A 21,799-nucleotide genomic window follows, 5' to 3' on the forward strand; every position below is an offset into this window, starting at 1 on the left:
GCCGCCTTGTCAACCAAGCGGGCCGGAACCCTAGACTAGATGCATGATCTTTTCGGAAAACCGCTTCGCACTTTTCCGAATCATGCTTACCGCGCCGGCTTCCTGCGGTTGCGCTTGGCCATGACGTTGAATGCCTCGACGGCGGCCGAGAACGCGATGGCGAAGTAGATGTAGCCGCGCGGAATGTGGAATTTGAAACCGTCGGCCACCAGCGCCACGCCGATCAGCACCAGGAAGGCCAGCGCCAGCATCTTGGTGGTCGGATGCTCCGCGACGAACCGCGCCACCGGCCCCGACGAGATGTACATGATCGCACAGGCGATCACGACCGCCGCGATCATGATCTCGATGTCCTGCGCCATGCCGATCGCGGTGATGATCGAATCCAGCGAGAACACCAGGTCGATGATGATGATCTGCACGATCACCCAGAAGAACGCGCTGGCATTCGGCTTGTCGGCGGCCTCCCCCTCACGCGCCTCGACCTCGCCGTGGATCTCATGGGTCGCCTTGGCGATCAGGAACAGGCCGCCGCCGATCAGGATGACGTCCCGCCAGGACAGCGAGACGTCCTGAACAACGATCACCGGCTGGGTCAGCCCGATCAGCCAGACCAGGATCGACAGCAACAGGATACGGAACACCAGCGCCAGCAGCAGGCCGATCTGCCGCGCGCGGTTGGCTTGCGGTTGCGGGATCCGCGAGACGATCACCGAGAGGAAGATGACGTTGTCGATGCCGAGCACGATCTCGAGCGCAGTCAGGGTCAACAACGCAGCCCAGGCTTCCGGGCTGGTGATCAATTGCATCATGCTCTGAAGGCTTTCATCCGGCGGATCACGGTGTCGCTGCCGACGATGTAGACGGCGATGGCGCAGAGACCGAAAGTGATCGAGGGAGCGACCACGAAATCATTGGCGAGCGTGTACGCGCCGAGCACCGCCCAGGCGAAAAGCAGCCACAGCGTCAGCCAGCGCAGCCGCACCACGCGGAACGGGTGCAGCACGTGGAACGGCGCGAAGGTCAGCACGATCAGGGCCGCGACGACGATGGTCGACAGCACCGGCGGCAGATGCAGCAGGAACAGATAGAACGCCGCCGCATTCCACAGCGCCGGAAAGCCGCGGAAATGGTTGTCGTCGGCCTTCATGCGACGGTCGGCGAAATACAGCGCGCTGGAAACCACGATGCCGATGCCGAGGATCGGCGCGGCCAGCGGCAGCAGCATGCCGCTCGCAGTGATCGCATAGGCCGGCACGAATACATAGGTGACGAAATCGACCACCAGGTCGAGCACCTCGCCCGACCAGTTCGGCTGCAACCGCACCACGTCGAGCCGGCGCGCCAGCGGGCCGTCGATCCCGTCGATGATCAGCGCGACCCCTAGCCAGGCGAACATGTTGGCCCAGTGCTCGCGCACGGCTTCGAGCATTGCCAGCAGCGCGACGCCGGCGCCGAGTGCCGTGAAAATATGAACGGAGAATGCGGCGGTCCGCATCCGTTCTGGCAACGCATCCGGCTGGCTCGAGTGCTCCATCTGCCGAAGTGCTATCAGGAATCGGCCCCCTTTGCATATGCAGTCTTGCGGCGTTCTGCCGCGCAAGGCGTTGGAAACTCTTGGTGGTTACCGATGGCTTGAAAATCGGGCCAAGCATGTCAAATGTCCTGATATGACCGACAGCTCGCAGGATTATGACGTTATCGTAATAGGCGGCGGCCCGGCCGGATTGACGGCTGCCATTGCGCTTGCCGACGCCGGCGCGCGGACCGCGCTGCTGGCGCGCCGCGCGCCCTATGCCGACAACCGGACCACCGCGCTGCTCGGCGCCTCGACCGAGATCCTGGAGCGGCTCGACGTCTGGCGGCGCTGCAGCGACAAGGCGGCAGCGCTGAAGACCATGCGCCTCGTCGACGACACCGGCCGCCTGATCCGCGCACCCGAGGTCCGGTTCACGTCGGACGAGATCGGCCGCGAGCAGTTCGGCTTCAACATCGACAATCGCTCGCTGGTCGCAGCGCTCGAGGACCGCGCCGGCGAGATGGCCGCGCTGACCCGGTTCGACGACGAGGCGGCCTCGGTGCAGCCCGGCGATGCCGATGTCACCGTGGTGACGCGGCAGGGCCAGTCGCTCCGGGCACGACTCGTGGTCGGCGCCGACGGGCGTAATTCACTGTCCCGCGAGGCCGCCGGCATCGAGGTGACGAGCCGCGCGCTCGGGCAGTCCGCCCTCACCTTCAACATCACGCACAGCCGGCCGCACAACAACATCTCGACCGAGTTTCACACCGAGCACGGCCCTTGCGTGTTCGTGCCGCTCGCCGGCAACAGGAGCAGCGTGGTCTGGGTCTCCTCGCCCAAGGAGGCCGAGCGGCTCAAGGCGCTCAGCGACGAGGAATTGTCCGTCGCGGCCGAACGGCAGTCGCATTCCATCCTCGGCCGCGTCGAGGTGCAGGGCGGCCGTCACGTGTTTCCGCTGGCGATCGAGCGGCCGCGGCAGTTTGCACAAGACCGGATCGCGCTGGTCGGGGAATCCGCCCATGTGCTGCCGCCGATCGGCGCGCAGGGCCTCAACATGGGGCTGCGCGACGCCGCCGATATCGCCGAGATCACAGGCCAGGCGATCGGCCGCGGCGAGGATCCCGGCGCGCGCCAGGTGTTGTCACGCTATCAAGCGGCGCGGCGTCCCGACGTTGCCAGCCGGACCTGGGCGATCGACATCGCCAACCGCTCGCTTCTCAGCGATTTCCTGGGCGTGCAGACCGCGCGTGCCGCAGGCCTGCACCTGCTCGGCGCCTTCGGCCCGCTGCGGCGGTTGGCGATGCGCGAGGGCCTCGCGCCGTCATGGCGGCGCTGAGCCTCATGTTCGCTTAGGGAAACACCAGCCGTCCGCTCTGGATGAACCACATCACGCTGGTCAGCGTGACCACCGAGGCGAAGGTGCCGATCAGCACCGCGACCGAGGCCGGCTCGATCCAGGTGTCGTTCTGCCGCGCGATCACGAACACGTTGAGCGCCGGCGGCAGCGAGGCCATCAGCACCGCGGTCGCGGCCCAGGGCTGCGCGAACGGCCCGAACAGCAGCATCAGTCCGAACGCCAGCAGCGGGTGGATCAACAGCTTGATCGCGACCACGCCCGGCACCTCCCACGGCACCCGCTCGAACGGCCGCAGCGCCACGGTGACGCCGAGCGCGAACAGCGCCATCGGCGCGGCGGCGTTCTGCAGGAACTGGATGGTGCGGTCGAGCGCGACTGGAATTGGAATATGAAACGCGGCGACCAGCGCGCCGAACACGGCCGACATGATCAGCGGGTTCTGCACGATCTGCTTGAGCACCACGCCGAATGCGTGCAGCAGCGAGGGATGGTCGCGGTCGGTGAGTTCGATCAGCAGCGGCACGATCGAGAACAGGAAGATGCTGTCGCAGCAGAAGATCAGCGCGGTCGGCGCTGCCGCCTTGGCGCCGAGCACGGCGAGCGCCAGCCCAGGGCCCATATAGCCGATATTGCCGTAGGCACCCGACAGGCCGGCCAGTGTCGCCTCGCGCAGCGTCAAGCCCCCCATCAGCTTGCCCACGACCATCGCCAGGGAGAACGCGAGCACGGTTCCGAGCGTGGTGGCGATCAGGAATGGCGGGTTGTTCAGCTCGGCAAACGGCGTCTTGGACATGATCCCGAACAGCAACGCCGGCAACGAAACGTAAAGCAGGAAGAAATTCATCCAGGCCAGCCCGCTCTCGGGCAAACCCTTGGCTTTTCCACACGCGTAACCGATGAAGATCAAGCCGAAATACGGCAACGCCAGATTGAGGATATCGATCATTCTGAAAGTAGTTTCTCGGCCGGATTTCGGATCGTTTTTGCAGGGCTGGAATCGGTAAACTGCAGGTTAATTCGCAGCTTAGCCCCTAGCATCGGCCACAATGTTGGTCTATCGACGAACCATGATTAAAGCGCGCACCGCCAAATTCCAGATCGGGCAGATCGTCCGTCACCGGGTGTTCTCCTTCCGGGGCGTGATTTTTGATATCGACCCGGAGTTCAACAACACCGAGGAATGGTGGCTGTCGATCCCCGAGGACATGCGGCCCCACAAGGACCAGCCGTTCTACCATCTGCTCGCGGAAAACTCGGAGACCGAGTACGTCGCCTATGTTTCGGAGCAGAACCTCCTGCCCGACGAGTCCGGCGAGCCGATCCGGCATTCGCAGGTGGCTGAGATCTTCATCAAGGACAAGTCGGGCGGCTACCGTCCGCGCAATCCCTCGCTGAACTGACGCGCGGCGTCGCTCCGCAACTGCCACGGCGTTCGCGCTGGCGCATCTCACCTGCTCACACGCCCTCTTGTTTGGCGAGCGCCGCCGCGATCGCCCAGACCACAAAGCCGGCCAGCGCCAGGCCCGCGCCGACGAGGCCGGTCGACGTCCAGCCATAGCCCGCCGCAACCGCCATTCCGCCGAGCCACGGGCCGAGCGCATTGGCGACGTTGAAGGCGGAGTGATTGAGCGCCGCAGCGAGGCTCTGCGCCTCGCCCGCGACATCCATCAGCCGCGTTTGAAGCACGGTGGCGAGCGCCCCGCCGAGCCCGATCAGGAACACGTCGGCGCTCAGCGTCCAGAAATTCGTCGCCGCCAGCGGATACAGCGCCAGCGTCGCGGCCGACCACAGCAAGAGCCCACCCGCGGTCGCCATCAGCGCGCGGTCGGCGAAGCGCGGCACGATGATGTTGCCGGCGGTGAGGCCGGCGCCGAACACGCACAGCGTCACCGGCACCAGCGCGAGTGACGTATGTGTCACCGCCAGCATGGTCGAGGCGAGATAGGTGTAGACCGAGAACAGCCCGCCGAAGCCGATCGCGCCGATCCCGAGCGTCAGCCAGACATGCTTGCGCCCGAGCGCCGACAACTCACGCAACGGGCTCGCGTTGGTGTTGGCCACGTCACGCGGCGCGAAGATCAGCACCAGGATTGCGGTCAATAGCGCGAGGCCGGCGACGATCGCGAAGGCCCAGCGCCAGCCGATCACCTGCCCCACCCCGTTGGCCAGCGGTACACCGATCGTGGTCGCGATCGTCAGGCCGAGAATCACGCGGCCGACGGCGGCCGTGCGCTTGTCCATCGGCACCAGCGAGGCCGCGACCAGCATGGCGATGCCGAAATAGGCGCCGTGCGGCAGCCCAGCGAGGAAGCGCAGCGCCAGCATGGTGTGATAGTCGGGCGCGAGCCCGGAGAGGCCGTTCATCATCGCGAAGAAGCCCATCAGCGCGATCAGCAGCGTCCGCCGCGTCATGCGCGCCGACAGCACGGCGATCACGGGCGCACCCACCACGACACCGAGGGCGTAAGCGCTGATCGCGTGGCCGGCCTGGGGCTCGCTGACGTCGAGATCGTGGGCGAAGAACGGCAGCAGGCTCATGGTGGCGAATTCGGCGATGCCGATCGCGAACCCGCCCATTGCCAGCGCCAGATGCACGATGCCGGGATGAAAGGCACCAGGGACGTTGTCCTGGTTGACGCGGATACCAGCATCGACCGCAGGAGCCGCGACCGGCGACTCTGTAGGCCGGGAGAGCGGTTCCCGACGCTGCGTGCTCACTTGCTGGGACATTGCGCGACTTCCATGACTGCGAATGGCGGCCAGCGATCACGAAGAACCACGCGCGTTTGCGTATCGAAGGCGCGTTCCGCGCTTTCGTCTGGCCTCCCGTATCGGATTTATGATTGTGCTTCGACGCCGGACTTGTCCGGGCAAGGCACCGACGACACGCGCTCAACGCACGACGCAATCGCAATGCCCTTCAACGAACATCGCACACGACGGGCACTGTCACCAGCGCAGCAGGCTGCCATCAGCCAGTCCGTATCGCATGACAAAAAAGGCGCCCTTGCGGGCGCCTTTTGACTGCGACGATCTCGCGTTTTCTTGAACGCTCGATCGAAAGTCTGATCGAAGCTTACTTGGCCGCCGGGTTGGCCGGAGCCGGCGTCGCGCCGCCTGCGCCTTCCAGCTTCTTGCGCTGCTCTTCGGCGCGCTTCTGCAACTCTTCCTGCAGCTTCTTCGAGTTCTCCTCGAACACCTTCGGATCGGTCGGCGGGCCGTCAAAGGCCTTGGCGAATTCGGTGTTGAGCGGCAGCGGCAACGTCAGCGGCGCGCCATTCGAATTGATCGCCTGAACAACGAGGTTCTGGCCCTTCTTCATGTTGGCGATCAGCTCGGGGGTTGCTTCATAGTCGGACATGCAACCGTTTTGGAAGCAGATCACATAGGGCGCCTGCTGCGGCGGGTTGCCGTCGACGATGATGCGGGTGCCGTGAACCAGCTGCATGCCGAGCGGCAGCGTGACGCGCAGGATCTTCTTCGGCTCGCCTTCCGGCTCGATGATCACGGCGGCGATCACGGGCTGGCCGGACTCGATGCGGCCGTCCTTGCCGGTGAAGCAAACCTGCTTGGCGTTGGCTTCCTGGCCCTTCAGGCAGAACTTGGTCCAGGGGGCGTAGATCAGCTGGATCTGCTGATCCTGCGGCGGCTGCTGGCCAGCGGCCGCAGCGGGCGGCGCACCTGCGGCCGGTGCCTGGGCTGCGGGTGCCGGGGCTGCCGGAGCCGCCTTCGGAGCTGCCTTGGGTGCCGCCTTGGGCGCTGCCTTCGGTGCCGCAGGCGCCGGCGCTGCCGGCTGCTGGGCCTGAGCGGCAGGAACCAGGAGCGCTGCAGACAATGCCGTCGCCGCCATCAGGGCAACAATTCGCCCATGCGGCCGGACCGGGGCGGCCAAGATACGGAAATTCATTGCGGAAAACCCTTTCTGAACGGCAGCGCCCGAAACCGCTGCAGGCGCCGACCCATAGCCGTTTGGGCGGCTGTCTCCTAGTCAATTGAGGCGGATACGTGACTGGCGTTCCCGCCGATCCAATTGCACGCCTTCAATACAGCGGCGCGCGGAAAGATCAATGCCGACAACCGCATTTGCGGCTGTGTGACGGCGAGTTTCAGCGGCCTGTGATAAACCTCCCGATGTGACGTTTCGCGAATCAAATCCCGCGCCTCACACACCTGTTCCCGGGCGCGTCGGGCGCGGCGCGTTGGCCGCGATCCGGCTCGGCCTGGCACTCGGCTTGGCACTCATCTCGGCATCGCTGACGGGCGGGCTTGCCGCTGCGGCCGGCGCCGAGAGCCACGCCATCGCGATGCACGGCGCCCCTGCGCTGCCCGCCGACTTCACCCACCTGCCCTATGCCAATCCTGACGCTCCCAAGGGCGGCCGGCTGATCCAGGGCGTGATCGGCACCTTCGACAGCCTCAATCCCCTGATCGTCAGGGGCGTCGCGGTCCCGCAGGTCAGGGGCTACGGCTATGAGCGCGGCTATGTCTACGAAAGCCTGATGGCGCGTGGCAATGACGAGCCGTTCACCCTGTACGGCCTGCTGGCGCGCAGCGTCGAGACCGACGATGCCAGAAGCTATGCGACCTTCCACATCGATCCCCGTGCCCGCTTTTCCGACGGACAGCCCGTGCTGGCCGACGACGTGCTGTTCTCGCTGGCGCTGTTGCGCGACCACGGCCGCCCGATGCACCACCAGTATTATTCGAAAGTTGCAAAGGCCGAGGCGCTCGACCCGCTGACGGTCCGGTTCGATTTCGGCGGCGTGGCGGATCGTGAATTGCCGCTGATTCTCGGCCTGATGCCGATCCTGCCGCGGCACGCCATCGACCCCGAAAAATTCGAGGAAACGACGCTGGCCCCGCCGATCGGGACCGGCCCCTACCGTGTGACGGCGGTGAAGCCCGGCGCCAGCGTGACCTTCACGCGCGACCCCAATTATTGGGGCCGCGACCTGCCGATCAACCGCGGCTTCTGGAACTTCGACGAGATCAGGCTCGACTACTACCGCGAAGCCAACGGGATGTTCGAGGCCTTCAAGCGCGGCCTGCACGATTTCCGGACCGAGACCGAGCCGCTGCGCTGGCACGATGGCTACGACTTCCCGGCGGCGCGCAATGGCGAGGTGATCCGCGACGTCATCAAGATCGGCACACCCAGGCCATCCGAATTCCTGGTGTTCAACAGCCGGCGGCCGAAACTCGCCGACGCCAGGGTACGTCAGGCGCTGGCGATGCTGTTCGATTTCGAATGGATCAACCGCAACTATTATTTCGGGCTGTTTTCGCGCGCCGGCGGTTACTTCGCCGGCTCGGACTTGTCGGCCTATGGCCGTCCCGCCGACGATCGCGAGCGCGAACTGCTCAAGCCATACCTGTCGCACATCCAGCCTGACATCCTCGACGGCCGGTATCATCTGCCGGTCACCGACGGCTCGGGGCGCGACCGCACGATTCTGCGCAACGCGCTCGCGCTGCTGTCCGACGCGGGCTACGCGCTCGACGGCACGGTGCTGAAGCAGCGATCGACGGGGACGCCGCTCCGGATCGAGATCCTGGTCACGACACGTGAGCACGAACGGATCGCCCTCGCCTACCAGCGCGACATCAAGCGCGCCGGCATCGAGGCCGCGGTGCGGGTGGTCGACGCGGTACAGTTCGAGCAGCGCCGGGTTGCCTACGACTTCGACATGATCCCCATTCGCTGGGACCAGTCGCTGTCGCCGGGCAACGAGCAGTGGTTCTACTGGGGCAGCCAGGCCGCCGATGTGCCGGGCACCCGAAACTACATGGGCGCCAGGGATCCGGCGATCGACGCCATGATCGCGGCACTGCTGGCGGCGCGGGAGCGGCCGGCCTTCGTCTCGGCGGTGCGGGCGCTGGACCGGGCCTTGATGTCGGGCTTCTACGCTATCCCCCTATTTAACTTGGGAGAGCAATGGATCGCGCGCTGGAATCGGATAGAACGGCCTTCGACCACGGCGTTGACGGGCTACCTGCCGGAGACTTGGTGGCAGAAGCCCAGCGTGCAATCCAAGTAAATTTCCATACTGATCTGCCAGGTGATGCGACCCGACGCGACATGACCCGGCCTAATCGAAGCGATGCAACCGACGTTGAACCTGTGAACCAGTCGATCACCTCGCCAACGCTCGATACGCTGTTCAAGCGCACTTTGGCGCGGCAGCCCGAGGCGCTGGCGCTGGTCGACCCACTCAACAAGCAGCGCATCACCGGCCAGACCCGCAAGCGACTGACCTATGCGCAGGCCGACCGCGCAATCTCGGCGATCGCAGCCCATTTCATCGAGAGCGGATTGCCGGCCAATACAGTGATCGCGGTTCAGCTTCCCGGCACGATCGAATTCGCCCTGACGGTGCTCGCCGCCTATCGGGTCGGGCTGGTGGTTGTGCCGTTGCCGCTGCTGTGGCGGCAGGCCGAGCTGACGTCCGTCCTCAACCGCACCGCGGCACGGGCGATCGTCACCTGCGGCAGGATCGACGGCGTCTCCTATGCCGACATCGCGATGAACGCCGCGGCGGAAGCGTTCTCGATCCGCCACGTCTGCGGCTTCGGGACCGATCTGCCTGAAGGCATGGCATCGCTCGACCAGGCGATCCTGCAGGACTCCCGGACCTCGCGCCCGATGATCCAGGATGGCCGCAAGCCGGCGCTGATCTCCTTCGATGTCACCAGCGACGGCTTTCGTCCGGTGCCGCGGGCGCATTTCGGCCTGATCGCAGGCGGGCTCGCGATGTCGCTGGAGAGCGACCTGGCGCAAGGTGCCACCATCCTGTCGGCGTTCGCGCCGATGTCGTTTGCCGGCATCTGCGCCTCGCTGGTGACCTGGCTGCTGTCGGGCGGAACGCTCGTCCTGCATCACCCGTTCGACGAGGAAGCGTTCGAGACCCAATTCAACGATCACGGCTGCGACACGCTGATCGCGCCCGCGCAACTCGCGCTGCGGCTCGACGAGCGCGGCCTGTCGGAGCGCCTGCCCACCCTGCGCAACGTGATCGGTCTCTGGCGCATGCCGGAGCAGGTTGCCTCCAGTGCGCACTGGACCTCTGGGCGCGTGACACTGACCGACGTCTATCTGTTCGGCGAGGCCGGGTTGTTCGGCGCCCGCCGCACGGCCGAAGACGGATCGCCCGCCCCGATCAAGCCCGGTCCGCACAGCGCACCGCGCGAAGCGCCCGGTGCATCGATCGCCGGCGAGATCCTGCTGACGCCGAAGGGCACGCTCGGCCTGCGCGGCCCGATGGTGCCGGTCGCCGCCTATGCGCCGCCGCCACCTCCGGGCGACAGCCTGATTGCGCCGCCGCCGCGCGATTTCGTCGACACGGAATACGCTGCGCGGATCGATCGCGTCACCGGCGCCGTCAACATCACCGCCCCGCCTTCGGGCGTCATGACCGTCGGCGGCTACCGGTTCCTGGCCCAGGAGCTTCAGGAATGGTCACGCCGCCTCGGCCAGGGCGCGCTGTTGACGGCATTGCCGGACCGCCTCAGCGGCCACCGGCTGGCCGGGCGGGCCCAGGACAATGCCCGCGCCCGCGACGCCCTCACAGAACTTGGCCTTAACCCATTGATGGTCGAAGCATTTCGCGACCGAAGCGGCACCGCGACGAGCTAAAATCTTATCATTGCGTTAGTCTTAGCATTGTGTTGACGCCGCATTAAGCCATGCGAACTAGCATCCCAGCCGTTTGCTGATCTTAAGCATTGGTTTCGAGCGTTCGAATGTCTCAACAAGGTCCGGTCCTCATCGTATCGGCGTCGGCAAAGCCGCCGTTCGCCGCCGTTCTTGATGAGACGAAGCTGTTTCCGGTCGTGGTCACGGACTGGAACGAGGCCGGGCGGGCCATCGAGCAGGTCAAGCCGGCAGCTGTCATTGCAGCCGCCGACGGCGTCGACTTCGTCACCCTGTCGGGCCTGGCCAAGCGTGCGGCCGCCCGCGCACCCTATCTGCCGCTGATCGCAGTCGATCCCGCGACCACCCTGCCCGACACCGCGATCGCGTTCTTCCAGAAGAAGGGCTTGCCGGATCGCCTGGTCGCCCGGCTCAACGCATGCTTACGTGTTCGCGCGCTGCATGCGACCGTGATGCGCCGCCTGGTGCCACCGTCGCCGATCGCCATGTCCGACATCGATCCCGTCGGCGAGGCCACCACGCTGCTGATCGGCCGCGGCGGTGCCTACCCGACGCTGTCGGTCGCGCTCGGCGAACGCGCCGGCGTGGTCGGCGCGCTCAGCATCGAGGCCGCCGCCAAGCATCTTTCAAGCCGCGACATCGACGGCATCGTGCTGGCCGAGGGATTCACGCCGCGCGTGATGGATGCGTTCCTGACCGTGCTGACTGAGGATGTCCGCTTCCGCCCATTGCCTGTCATCGTTGCCTCGGGCGAGCTGACGCCGCGCTACGAGCTGCCCAATCTCGAGATCGTCACGGCCGGTCCGACACGTGTTGCCGACATGGCGTTGCCGATGATCCGCCAGCACGCCTTCGAGGCGCGGCTTGGCCGCATGCTCAAGGCGATCGACGCCAAGGGCCTGATCGATCCGCGCACCGGCCTGCTCACCAAGGCAGCGTTCGAGCGCGACTTCGCCACCGCCGTCTACCACACCGCCGAGCGCGGCGGCGCGCTCTCGGTGGCGCGGTTCACCTTCGACAACACCCAGCCACGCGCGCAATTCGACGGCGCGCGGATCATCAGCCGATTGATGCGCCAGGCCGACTTCGGCGCGGTGCATGACGACCGTTCGCTCGTCGTGGCGTTCGCCGGGACCGACCTGCGCAACGCGCAGGCGATCACGCGGCGATTGGCGAGCGTGATGCGCCACACCCAGAACGGCCGCCGCGACACCAGAGCCGAGCCGGCCGTCAGCGTCGCAACGCTGATGCCGGGCGATTCCGCGCTATCGCTGCTGGGACGGCTGTTTGGGATGCCGGAGCGGGCGGCGTCGTAACAAGCTGGGCACCAGCTTATGAGGCCGCAAATCTTTCGAGTATCGTCCGCAAATCGTCGTGCAATCAGTAACCGGACGGCGGCTTGGCGGGGGCCCGGGTGAACACTGGTCGCAGCCCAGCATCCGGAGCAAACGGACTTGGATAGACGTTCCGCGGGTCACAGAGCTGACAACCGTTTGGCCCCCATGGCTGCGTGGCCGCCGCACCGCACAGCGGCAGCGCCATGCGGGCCGCGACAGCTGGCGGAACAGCCTGTTGACCGCCCTCACAATAGTAGGCACCCGCAGTCTTGCTCGCCGATAGTGCAAGCAACGCTGCGACGAACAGAGCTCTCATGCTCGCCTCCCAGCTCTTCGGACCCAATCAGCAAAAAAAGCAATTTGAGAATAGTTCGGGCCCGCGCCGCCGTATAGTCGCTCGTCGAGCCCGACGGTGCGCCTCCCGCTCGCAGACCCTGCCCCCGTCCGGCCGCACCGAATAGACACACCGCGGCCTGTGGCTCACTGGCCGGCACGCGGCGATTGGCGAGCGTCATGCGCCGCACCCAGAGCGGCCACCGCGACACCCGCGCGGAGCCCGCCGTCAGCGTCGTAACGCCGATGCCGGGTGATTCCGCCCAGTCGCTGCTCGGACGCGGAGCAACGGAGCGCGCGGCGTCGTAGGTCCTCCGACCTATTCACAACGTCATTGCGAGGAGCTAAGCGACGAAGCAATCCACGCGTCCGCACGCACGGTGATATGGATTGCTTCGCTTCGCTCGCAATGACGCGGAGAGAGTTGCCCCTCACGCCGCCTTCTTGCTCTCCGCGAGATTGGCGAGCTGGCGCAGGATCTCCGTGGTGCCGGCGAGGCGCTCTTCCGGCGTGTCCCACTCCTGGAAGAACACCACCTTCATGTCGGGCCGCACCTTGGCGGCCTGGCCGTGCTGGCGGATGAACGTCACCAGCCGCTCCGGATGCGCGAAGCTGTTGTCGCGGAACGCGATCACGGCGCCCTTCGGCCCGGCATCGACCTTGCCGACATTGGCGCGGCGGCAATAGGCCTTGATCGCAGCGACCTTGAACAGATAGCGCACTTCGTCGGGCAGCACGCCGAAGCGGTCGCGCATCTCGGCGGCGAACGCATCGATGTCCTCGTCGGTGTCGAGACCGGCGAGGCGGCGATAGAGCGATAGCCGCACGCTGAGGTCGTTGACATAGTCCTCGGGGATCAGGACCGGCATGCCGATCGTGATCTGCGGCGACCAGCGGTCGGCGGCGGGCTCGGCGACGCCGGCCTTGAGGTTGACGATCGCCTCCTCCAGCATCGACTGGTACAATTCGAAGCCGACTTCCTTGATGTGGCCGGACTGCTCTTCGCCCAACAAATTGCCGGCGCCGCGGATGTCGAGGTCGTGCGAGGCGAGCTGGAAGCCGGCGCCCAGCGTCTCCAGCGATTGCAGCACCTTGAGCCGCCGCTCGGCCTGCGCGGTGATCTTCTGCTGCGCCGGCAGCGTGAACAGCGCATAGGCGCGCAGCTTCGAGCGGCCGACGCGGCCGCGCAGCTGATAGAGCTGGGCGAGGCCGAACATGTCGGCGCGGTGCACGATCAGGGTGTTGGCGTTCGGGATGTCGAGACCGGACTCGACGATCGTGGTCGAGAGCAGGATGTCGTATTTGCCGTCGTAGAACGCCGACATGATGTCCTCGATCACGGTCGGCGGCATCTGGCCGTGGGCGACCGCAACCTTCATCTCCGGCACGTTCTTGTCGAGGAAATCCTTGACGCCGGCGAGATCCTCGATCCGCGGCACGACATAGAACGCCTGACCGCCGCGGTAGCGCTCACGCAGCAGCGCCTCGCGGATCATCAAGGGATCATGCGGCGCGACGAAGGTGCGCACCGCGAGGCGATCGACCGGCGGCGAGGCGATGATCGAGAGCTCGCGAACGCCGGTCAGCGCCAGTTGCAGCGTGCGCGGAATCGGCGTTGCCGACAGCGTCAGCACATGGACCTGGGCGCGGAGCTGCTTCAGCCGCTCCTTGTGGCTGACACCGAAATGCTGCTCCTCGTCCACGATCAGAAGGCCGAGGTCCTTGAACTTGATGGTCTTGCCGAGCAGCGCATGGGTGCCGACGACGATGTCGACCGTGCCGTCGGTGAGCCCCTTCTTGACCTGGTTCAACTCCTTGGTCGACACCAGCCGCGACGCCTGCGCGACATTGACCGGAAAACCGCGGAAGCGTTCGGTGAACGTGCGCGAGTGCTGGCGTGCCAGCAGCGTGGTCGGCACCACGACCGCGACCTGCCTGCCCTCGAGCGCCACGGCGAAGGCCGCACGCAGCGCCACCTCGGTCTTGCCGAAGCCGACGTCGCCGCAGATCAGCCGATCCATCGGGCGGCCGATTTCGAGGTCGTTCAAGGTCGAGGTGATGGCCCCCAGCTGATCCTCGGTCTCCTCATAGGGGAAGCGCGCGCAGAACTCGTCATAGACATGCGGTTGCAGCGGGAATTTCGGCGCCTCGTGCAGCTGCCGCTCGGCGGCGATCTTGATCAGCTCGCCTGCGATCTCGCGGATGCGGTTCTTGAGCTTGGCCTTGCGCGCCTGCCAGCCGCCGCCACCGAGACGATCGAGCTCGACATTGGCGCTGTCGGAGCCGTAGCGCGACAGCAGCTCGATGTTCTCGACCGGCAGGAACAGTTTTGTTTCCGCCGCATAATGCAGCTCGAGACAATCGTGCGGCGCGCCGGAGACTTCGAGCGTCTGCAGGCCCACGAAGCGGCCGATGCCGTGCTCGACGTGAACCACGAGATCGCCGGTCGCAAGGCTCGTCACTTCGGAGATGAAATTGTCGAGCTTGCGGCTTGCCTTGCGCGGCCGCACCAGGCGGTCGCCGAGAATATCCTGCTCGCTGATGACGGCGAATTCGTCGGTCTCGAAGCCGGACTCCATGCCGAGCACGGCCAGCATGGTCTCGTTGCGCGGGGTTGCCTGCACGATCCGCCAGGTGTTGACGCTGGTGGTGTTGAGCAGCTTGTGGTCGCGCAGCATCGCGCCCATGCGGTCGCGCGAGCCTTCGCTCCACAGCGCGACGATGACCTTCTTGCGCTGCGACTGCAGCGCGCCGATATGGCCGACCACGGCCTCGAACACGTTGACGTTGGTGTCGGCACGTTCCGGCGCGAAGTTGCGCCCCTGCCGCGCGCCGGCGTCGAACATGTCTGCGGTGCCCTCCGGCACTGCAAACGGCGTCAGCCGTGCCAGCGGCACCTCACCGAGCAGCCTGGTCCATTCGGCTTCGGTCAAATACAGCCTGTCCGGCGGCAGCGGCTTGTAGATCGCGCCGCTACCCGGATGCTCCAGCGCCTCGCGCCGCGCGTCGTAATAGTCCGATATCTGCGTGAAGCGTTCGCGCGCGGCGTCCTCGCCCTGCGGCTCGATCGCAATCGTGGCGCCGTCGAGATAATCGAACAGCGTGTCCATCCGCTCCTGGAACAGCGGCAGCCAGTGCTCCATGCCGGGATGACGCCGGCCCTCGGAGACTGCTTCATAGAGCTGGTCGTCGCGCTCCGGTGCACCGAACGCTGCGACGTAGCCCATGCGGAAACGCCGGATTGTTTCAGTCGTGAGCTGGAATTCCGAGACCGGCACGAGGTCGAGGCCGCGCATGTCGAGCAGCGTGCGCTGGGTTTCGGCATCGAAGGTGCGGATCGATTCCAGGCTGTCGCCGAAGAAGTCGAAGCGCACCGGTTGGTCGAGGCCGGCCGGAAACAGGTCGAGGATGCCGCCGCGTACGGCGTATTCGCCGGGCTCGCGCACCGTGGATGACCGCGTGTAGCCGTTGTGCTCGAGCCAGGCGACGACCGAGTCCATCGGCACCACATTGCCCGGCGCGACCGACAGCGCCTGCGCTGCGACCTGGTCGCGCGCCGGCACCCGCTGCACGGCGGCGTTCACCGTGGTCAGCACGATCATCGGCTTGTCGCTGCCGACGAGGCGCGACAGTTTTGCCAGCGCGGTCAGGCGCTGGGCCAGGATCCCGGAATGCGGCGAGACCCGGTCATAGGGCTGGCAGTCCCAGGCCGGAACCTGCATCACGGCGATATCGGGCGCAAAGAACTCCAGCGAACGGGCGAGTTGCTGCATCCGCGCGCCGTCGCGACACACCACGGCAAGGCTGACCGCCGACCGTTTCGGCTGCGCGGCGATGGCGCGCGCCAGATCGGAGATGACAAGCCCCTCGGCGCCCTCGGCGACGTTGGCGATGGTCAGCACCCGGCCGGGCGCGAGCATCGCAGCCGGGGATTTCATCGGCTGCTTCATGCGCTGGGGTCCGCGACCCGGAACGCCTTGATGCGGGCAAACAGCGCGGTCGCATATTCCGAAGGCAGCACCTTGTCGCCGGTCAGCGCGGCATAGAGGTCCGGGTCAGGCACCTCGATCAAATGCTCGAGTTCGCCGAGCTCATGATCGGACAGGCCGGCGATCTCGGCATCGGCAAACCGGCCGAGGATCAGGTCCATCTCTCGGGTGCCGCGGTGCCAGCAACGAAACAAAAGCCGCTTGCGGCGGTCATCGAGCCCCTGGCTCGATCGTGTCGATCCCGTCATGTCCCAAATCCATTCGAACGCCAAAAGCCCGGACGTGCCGGGCGGGGCTTGATATAGCGATGGTGGTGGCCGCTGTCAGCCCTCATTCGCCGCCTTTTGGGGTTTCCTTGCGTGCATGACGTGAGTCGTGTGTAAAGGACACCGATGCGCCCCAGCCTGCTCAATCCGCTGTTTGCCCAGGTCACGACGCTTTCGGGTGTCGGCCCGAAGCAGGACAAGCTGCTGCGGTATCTGCTCGACCGCAGTGAGACGCCGCGGCTGGTCGACCTGCTGCTGCATTTGCCGGCGAGCGTGATCGATCGCCGCGCCCGGCCGAAGATCCGCGACGCCGCGGTCGGAACCATGGTGACGCTGGAGGTCACAGTCGATCGCCATCGCCCGCCGCCGCCGCGCAATTCGCGCGCCCCCTACCTCGTCTATGCCAGCGACGACACCGGCGATGTGGTGCTGACCTTCTTCCGTGCCCAGCCCGGCTATGTCGAGAAGCTGCTGCCGGTCGGCGAGAAGCGCTACGTCTCCGGCACGCTGGCGATGTATGACGGCATTCCGCAGATCGTGCATCCCGACCGCGTCGTCGATGAGGCCGGCTTTGCAAAGCTGTCGGGTATCGATCCGGTCTATCCGCTGACCGAGGGCCTTGCGATCGGCTCGCTCCGCCGCGCCATCGCGCAGGCGCTGACCAAGCTGCCCGATTTGCCGGAGTGGATCAGCCCCGAGGTGCTGCGCCGCTGCAACTTTCCGCCGATCCGGGAAGCGCTGACCCGCGTGCATGTTCCGGTCGAGCTGACCGACATCCTGCCCGACGGTCCGTTCTGGTCGCGGCTCGCGTTCGACGAGCTGCTCGCAGGCCAGCTCGCGCTGGCGCTGATCCGCGCCACGCTGCGCCGGCCCGCGGGCGTACGCAACGCCGGCGACGGCCATCTGCGCAGGAAGATCATCGATGCCCTGCCCTACGCGCTGACCAAATCGCAGCAGGAGGCGGTTGCCGCGATCATCGCGGACCTGCAACAACCGGTGCGCATGCTGCGCCTCGTGCAGGGCGATGTCGGTTCCGGCAAGACCGTGGTGGCGCTGCTGGCGGCCGCGGCCGTCGCGGAGGCCGGCAAGCAGGCCGCGCTGATGGCGCCGACCGAAATCCTGGCGCGCCAGCACGTCAAGACCATCGCACCGCTCGCCGAAAGCGCCGGGATGCGCGTCGCCATCCTCACCGGCCGCGAGAAGGGCAAGGAGCGCCGGGAACTGCTGGCGCGGCTCGAGGCCGGCGAGATCGATCTCCTGGTCGGCACCCACGCGCTGATCCAGGACGACGTGATCTACAAGGCACTGGCGCTCGCCGTGGTCGACGAGCAGCATCGCTTCGGCGTGCGCGAGCGCCTCGCGCTGACGTCGAAGGGCGAAGCTGTCGACGTGCTGGTGCTGAGTGCCACGCCGATTCCGCGCACGCTGGTGCTGACTTACTTCGGCGACATGGACGTCTCGGAGCTGCGCGAAAAGCCCGCCGGGCGCCAGCCGATCGACACCCGCGCGGTGCCGATGAGCCGGATCGAGGACGTCATGGACGGTGTCGGCCGTGCGCTCGACGCGGGCAAGCTGGTCTACTGGATCTGCCCGCTGGTCGATGAGTCAGAGGCCGAAGGCACCGAGCATCTCACCAACGCTACCGAACGTTTCGAGAGCTTGCAGAAGCGGTTCGGCGATCGCGTCGGGCTGGTGCACGGCCAGATGAAGGGCACCGAGAAGGATCGCGTGATGGCGCAGTTCGCCGCCCACGAGATCGGGCTCCTGGTCGCAACGACCGTCGTCGAGGTCGGCGTCGACGTGCCGGCGGCGACCATCATGGTGATCGAGAACGCCGAGCGCTTCGGGCTGGCGCAGCTGCATCAGCTGCGCGGCCGCATCGGCCGCGGCTCGGAGGCCTCGACCTGCCTCCTGCTCTACAAGGAACCGCTCGGCGAGATGTCGAAGGCGCGCCTCAAGGTGATCCGCGAGACCACGGACGGCTTCCGGATCGCCGAGGAAGATCTGAAACTGCGCGGCGAAGGCGACGTGCTCGGCATCCGCCAGAGCGGCCTGCCCGGCTACCGCATCGCGCGCTCCGAGGTGCACGGCCAGCTGATCACCCAGGCCCGCGATGAGGCGTTGCGGATCATGAAGGACAATCCGAAGCTGAAGGGCGAGCGCGGCGAAGCGCTGCGCGTCCTGCTCTACCTCTACGAACGCGACGAAGCCGTGCCGCTGATCGGCGCGGGGTGATACAGTTCAGCGCGCCACACGCCGCCGTCCCTCCCGTCATCCTGAGGAGCGCGAAGCGCGTCTCGAAGGATCGACGGCCACCAGCGGGGCCGATTCATCCTTCGAGACGCGCGCAAGAGCGCGCTCCTCCAGCGACAAAGGCAAAGCCTTTGCGCGGGGATAACGTGCGATAGCGCGATGGTACAACTAGACACGCCGCATGGGCGCGCCGGCTCCTACTCGACCTTGGCCGGCGCCGCCGGCCGCAAGGTGGCCTGGTTGGCCGTACCCTGGTTGGCGATGCGCGCGGCATTGGCCATTCCGGCGAGCGCTGCCGCGCGCTTCTGATCGGTGGAGCCTGGCTGCACTACGCCGGCCGACATGATCAGCGTCGCGGCATCCTCGGTGCTCATCTCGATCTCTATGATCTTGCTCTTCGGCACGTAGAAGAAGAAGCCGGTGGTCGGGTTCGGCGCGCAGGGCAGGAACACCGAGATATGCTCCTCCTCGCCGGGCAGGCTGGCGGCGAGCTCGGCATTGGGCGCCTGCGAGATCAGCACGATCGACCACATGCCGGGCGACGGAAATTCGACCAGGCCGACGCGGCGGAAGCTCGAGCCGTTGCCGGAGAACAGCGTCTCGAACACCTGCTTGAGGCCGCGATAGATCGCACGCACCGCGGGGATCCGGCCGAGCAGTCGCTCGCCGAGATCGACCAGGGTTCGCCCGATCAAATTGGCGGTGAGGAAGCCGAGCAGCGTCAGCGCGATGACCGCAACGATCAGGCCGGAACCGGGCAGCCCGAACGGCAGATAGGTTTCCGGCCGGTAGGCCGTCGGCACGAACGGCCGGACCAGATTGTCGACCCAGTTCACGAACCACCAGGTCAGGTACAGGGTGATCGCAACCGGGCCGGCCACCACCAGGCCGGTCAGGAAATAGGTGCGAAAACGCGCCATCAGCCCGCGCGGGTGGTCCGGATGCAGTTCGCCAGACGGGTCAGGAGGCACTTGATCGGAGGTCATTGCGGTTCCAGGGTCGTCGAAGCGGCCGTACGTCAGCACCCAGCTAAGCCATTCTGACGCACTTTTGAAGGGGCCGCGTGACGGCCCGGCTTGCGGCTATTCGACCGTGACCGATTTGGCCAGATTCCGGGGCTGGTCGACGTCGGTGCCCATCACCACGGCGGTATGATAGGCGAGCAGCTGCACCGGAACGGCATAGACCATCGGCGCGAAGGTCGCCCCCATGTCCGGCATCACGATCGTCACCAGCGACTGGATGGTCGCCTCCGCGGCGCCCTTGGCGTCGGTCATCAGGATGATCTTGCCGCCGCGGGCGGCGACCTCCTGCATGTTCGAGACGGTCTTCTCGAACACCTTGTCGTAGGGCGCGATCACCACGACCGGCATGTGCTCGTCGATCAGTGCGATCGGCCCATGCTTGAGCTCGCCGGCGGCATAGCCCTCGGCATGGATGTAGGAGATTTCCTTCAGCTTCAGCGCGCCTTCCAGCGCCAGCGGATAGCTGGTGCCGCGGCCGAGATAGAGCACGTCGCGCGACTTCGAAATCTCGCGCGCCAGCTTCTCGATCTGCAGCTCGGTGGTGAGCGCTTCCGACATCAGGCGCGGAATTTCGACCAGGCCGTGCACCAGCTTGGCCTCGTCGGCATCGGAGAGCTCGCCGCGCGCCTTGCCGGCGGCGACCGCGAGCGAGGCCAGCACCATCAGCTGGCAGGTGAACGCCTTGGTCGAGGCGACGCCGATCTCGGGACCGGCGAGCGTCTGCAACACGGTCTCGCTCTCGCGCGCGATGGTCGAGGTCGGCACGTTGACGACCGACAGCGTATGCGCGCCCTGCGCCTTGGCGTAGCGCAGCGCCGCCAGCGTGTCGGCGGTCTCGCCGGACTGCGAGATGAAGATGGCAAGGTCGCCCTTGCGCAAGGGAGCCTCGCGGTAGCGGAACTCGGAGGCGACATCGAGCTCGACCGGCAGCCGGGCCAGCTTTTCCAGCCAGTATTTCGCGACGAAGCCGGCATAGCTCGCGGTGCCGCAGGCCGTGATCGAGATGCGCTGGATGTCGTTGAAGTCGAACGGCAGCTTGACCGGCATGGTGACGCGCTCGGCCGCCAGGTCGACGTAACGGGCGAGCGTATGCCCGACCACTTCGGGCTGCTCGTGGATTTCCTTGGCCATGAAGTGGCGATAATTCGCCTTGTCGACCAGCGCGGTCGCCGTCGTGTGCTTGATCGCCTCGCGATGGACGATGGCGTTGTCCTTGTCGAAGATGGTGGCGCCCTTGCGGTTCAGCACCACCCAGTCGCCGTCCTCGAGATAGCTGATCGTGTCGGTGAACGGCCCGAGCGCGATCGCATCCGAGCCGAGATACATCTCGCCGTCGCCGTGCCCGACCGCGAGCGGCGGGCCGTTGCGGGCGCCGATCATCAGATCGTCCTCGCCGGCGAAGATGAAGCCGAGCGCGAACGCGCCGCGCAACTCCGACAGCACCGCCCTCACCGCCTCGACCGGCTTGACGCCGCCCTTGAGCAGATTGTCGACCAGATGCACCACGACCTCGGTGTCGGTCTCGGTCGAGAACACCGCGCCCTTGGCCTCGAGATGCTCGCGCAGCTCGCGGAAATTCTCGATGATGCCGTTATGCACCACGGCGACGCGTTCGGTTGAGTGCGGATGCGCGTTGTTCTCGGTCGGCCGGCCGTGGGTGGCCCAGCGGGTGTGGCCGATGCCGGTGTGGCCGCCGAGCGGCTTTGCCTGCAGCCGGGTCTCGAGATTCTTCAGCTTGCCCTCGGCGCGGCGCCGCGCCACGACGCCATTCTCCAGCGTGGCGACGCCTGCGGAATCATAGCCGCGATATTCGAGCCGCTTGAGCGAATCCACCAGTTGCTCCGCGACCGGAGCGCGTCCAAGAATGCCGACGATGCCGCACATGCGGTTCAATGTCCCCAAAAATCGCCGAAAATTTGCCAAAGCGGCGACACGGTCCCTTAACGGGAATCGCCGGTCGCAAGATACTCAATAATTATTGCCGATTGCGACAGTCTTAAACGGCAAGGTGGATGCGAAAGGCTGGTTAATCGGGGCTAACTATTTTGGCAAGAGCGCGTCGGCGGACT

At 66.2% G+C, this 21,799-nt stretch carries 15 protein-coding genes; 6 read left to right on the top strand and 9 right to left on the bottom strand.

The genetic code is table 11. The annotated features are described in order from the left end of the window. Nucleotides 1-86: 86 nt before the first annotated feature. Nucleotides 87-812, bottom strand: a complete 726-nt coding sequence (locus H8A92_RS20415) for a TerC family protein (RefSeq protein ID WP_229197422.1) — start codon at nt 810-812, stop codon at nt 87-89. After that, a complete protein-coding gene (gene pcsA, locus H8A92_RS20420; RefSeq protein ID WP_163160281.1) occupies nt 809-1,537 on the bottom strand; it encodes a phosphatidylcholine synthase in 729 nt (242 codons plus the stop codon). The genes H8A92_RS20415 and pcsA overlap by 4 nt, the downstream gene beginning before the upstream one ends. Before the next feature lie 133 nt (nt 1,538-1,670). On the opposite strand from pcsA, the gene H8A92_RS20425 reads away from it, so the two are divergent. Continuing rightward, on the top strand, nt 1,671-2,855 hold the full coding sequence (locus H8A92_RS20425; RefSeq protein WP_229197423.1) for a UbiH/UbiF family hydroxylase: 1,185 nt from the start codon (nt 1,671-1,673) through the stop codon (nt 2,853-2,855). Nucleotides 2,856-2,868: 13 nt separating this feature from the next. Here H8A92_RS20425 and H8A92_RS20430 read toward each other — a convergent pair whose 3' ends face one another. Then, complete coding sequence (locus H8A92_RS20430) at nt 2,869-3,822, bottom strand: AEC family transporter (RefSeq protein ID WP_229197424.1); 954 nt, start codon at nt 3,820-3,822, stop codon at nt 2,869-2,871. A 121-nt stretch (nt 3,823-3,943) separates the two neighbouring features. Here H8A92_RS20430 and hspQ point away from each other — a divergent pair, with 121 nt between their 5' ends. Further along, entirely contained in the window at nt 3,944-4,276 is a 333-nt protein-coding gene (hspQ, locus tag H8A92_RS20435) for a heat shock protein HspQ (RefSeq protein ID WP_021081543.1), read from the top strand. Between the two features lie 55 nt (nt 4,277-4,331). Here the strand turns inward: hspQ and H8A92_RS20440 are convergent, their stop codons facing one another. Then, complete coding sequence (locus tag H8A92_RS20440; protein WP_229197425.1) at nt 4,332-5,606, bottom strand: MFS transporter; 1,275 nt, start codon at nt 5,604-5,606, stop codon at nt 4,332-4,334. Nucleotides 5,607-5,952: 346 nt separating this feature from the next. After that, nucleotides 5,953-6,783, bottom strand: coding sequence for an invasion associated locus B family protein (locus H8A92_RS20445; RefSeq protein WP_229197426.1), 831 nt, complete (start codon nt 6,781-6,783; stop codon nt 5,953-5,955). A gap of 397 nt (nt 6,784-7,180) precedes the next feature. Between H8A92_RS20445 and H8A92_RS20450 the strand changes: the two genes are divergently transcribed. From H8A92_RS20450 to H8A92_RS20460, 3 genes are all read left to right on the top strand, one after another. Beyond that, a complete protein-coding gene (locus H8A92_RS20450; RefSeq protein WP_229197441.1) occupies nt 7,181-8,914 on the top strand; it encodes an extracellular solute-binding protein in 1,734 nt (577 codons plus the stop codon). Between the two features lie 83 nt (nt 8,915-8,997). Next, nucleotides 8,998-10,509, top strand: a complete 1,512-nt coding sequence (locus H8A92_RS20455) for an AMP-binding protein (protein ID WP_420831344.1) — start codon at nt 8,998-9,000, stop codon at nt 10,507-10,509. 107 nt (nt 10,510-10,616) lie between these two features. Continuing rightward, nucleotides 10,617-11,843 (top strand): GGDEF domain-containing protein, encoded by a 1,227-nt coding sequence (locus H8A92_RS20460; RefSeq protein WP_229197428.1) that lies wholly within the window; start codon nt 10,617-10,619, stop codon nt 11,841-11,843. Nucleotides 11,844-12,628: 785 nt separating this feature from the next. On the opposite strand, the gene mfd is transcribed toward H8A92_RS20460, so the two are convergent. Then, a complete protein-coding gene (gene mfd, locus H8A92_RS20465; RefSeq protein WP_229197429.1) occupies nt 12,629-16,147 on the bottom strand; it encodes a transcription-repair coupling factor in 3,519 nt (1,172 codons plus the stop codon). Then, the gene (locus tag H8A92_RS20470) at nt 16,144-16,434 is read right to left on the bottom strand and encodes an FAD assembly factor SdhE (protein ID WP_229197430.1); all 291 of its coding nucleotides are present in this window, start codon (nt 16,432-16,434) and stop codon (nt 16,144-16,146) included. The genes mfd and H8A92_RS20470 overlap by 4 nt, the downstream gene beginning before the upstream one ends. 144 nt (nt 16,435-16,578) lie before the next feature. On the opposite strand from H8A92_RS20470, the gene recG reads away from it, so the two are divergent. Then, nucleotides 16,579-18,687, top strand: coding sequence for an ATP-dependent DNA helicase RecG (gene recG / locus H8A92_RS20475; protein ID WP_229197431.1), 2,109 nt, complete (start codon nt 16,579-16,581; stop codon nt 18,685-18,687). A gap of 215 nt (nt 18,688-18,902) precedes the next feature. On the opposite strand, the gene H8A92_RS20480 is transcribed toward recG, so the two are convergent. Continuing rightward, on the bottom strand, nt 18,903-19,691 hold the full coding sequence (locus H8A92_RS20480) for a DUF502 domain-containing protein (RefSeq protein ID WP_229197432.1): 789 nt from the start codon (nt 19,689-19,691) through the stop codon (nt 18,903-18,905). Nucleotides 19,692-19,787: 96 nt separating this feature from the next. Beyond that, entirely contained in the window at nt 19,788-21,614 is a 1,827-nt protein-coding gene (gene glmS / locus H8A92_RS20485; protein ID WP_229197433.1) for a glutamine--fructose-6-phosphate transaminase (isomerizing), read from the bottom strand. Nucleotides 21,615-21,799: the final 185 nt, after the last annotated feature.

This window comes from Bradyrhizobium acaciae, from assembly GCF_020889785.1.
Lineage (GTDB): Bacteria > Pseudomonadota > Alphaproteobacteria > Rhizobiales > Xanthobacteraceae > Bradyrhizobium > Bradyrhizobium acaciae.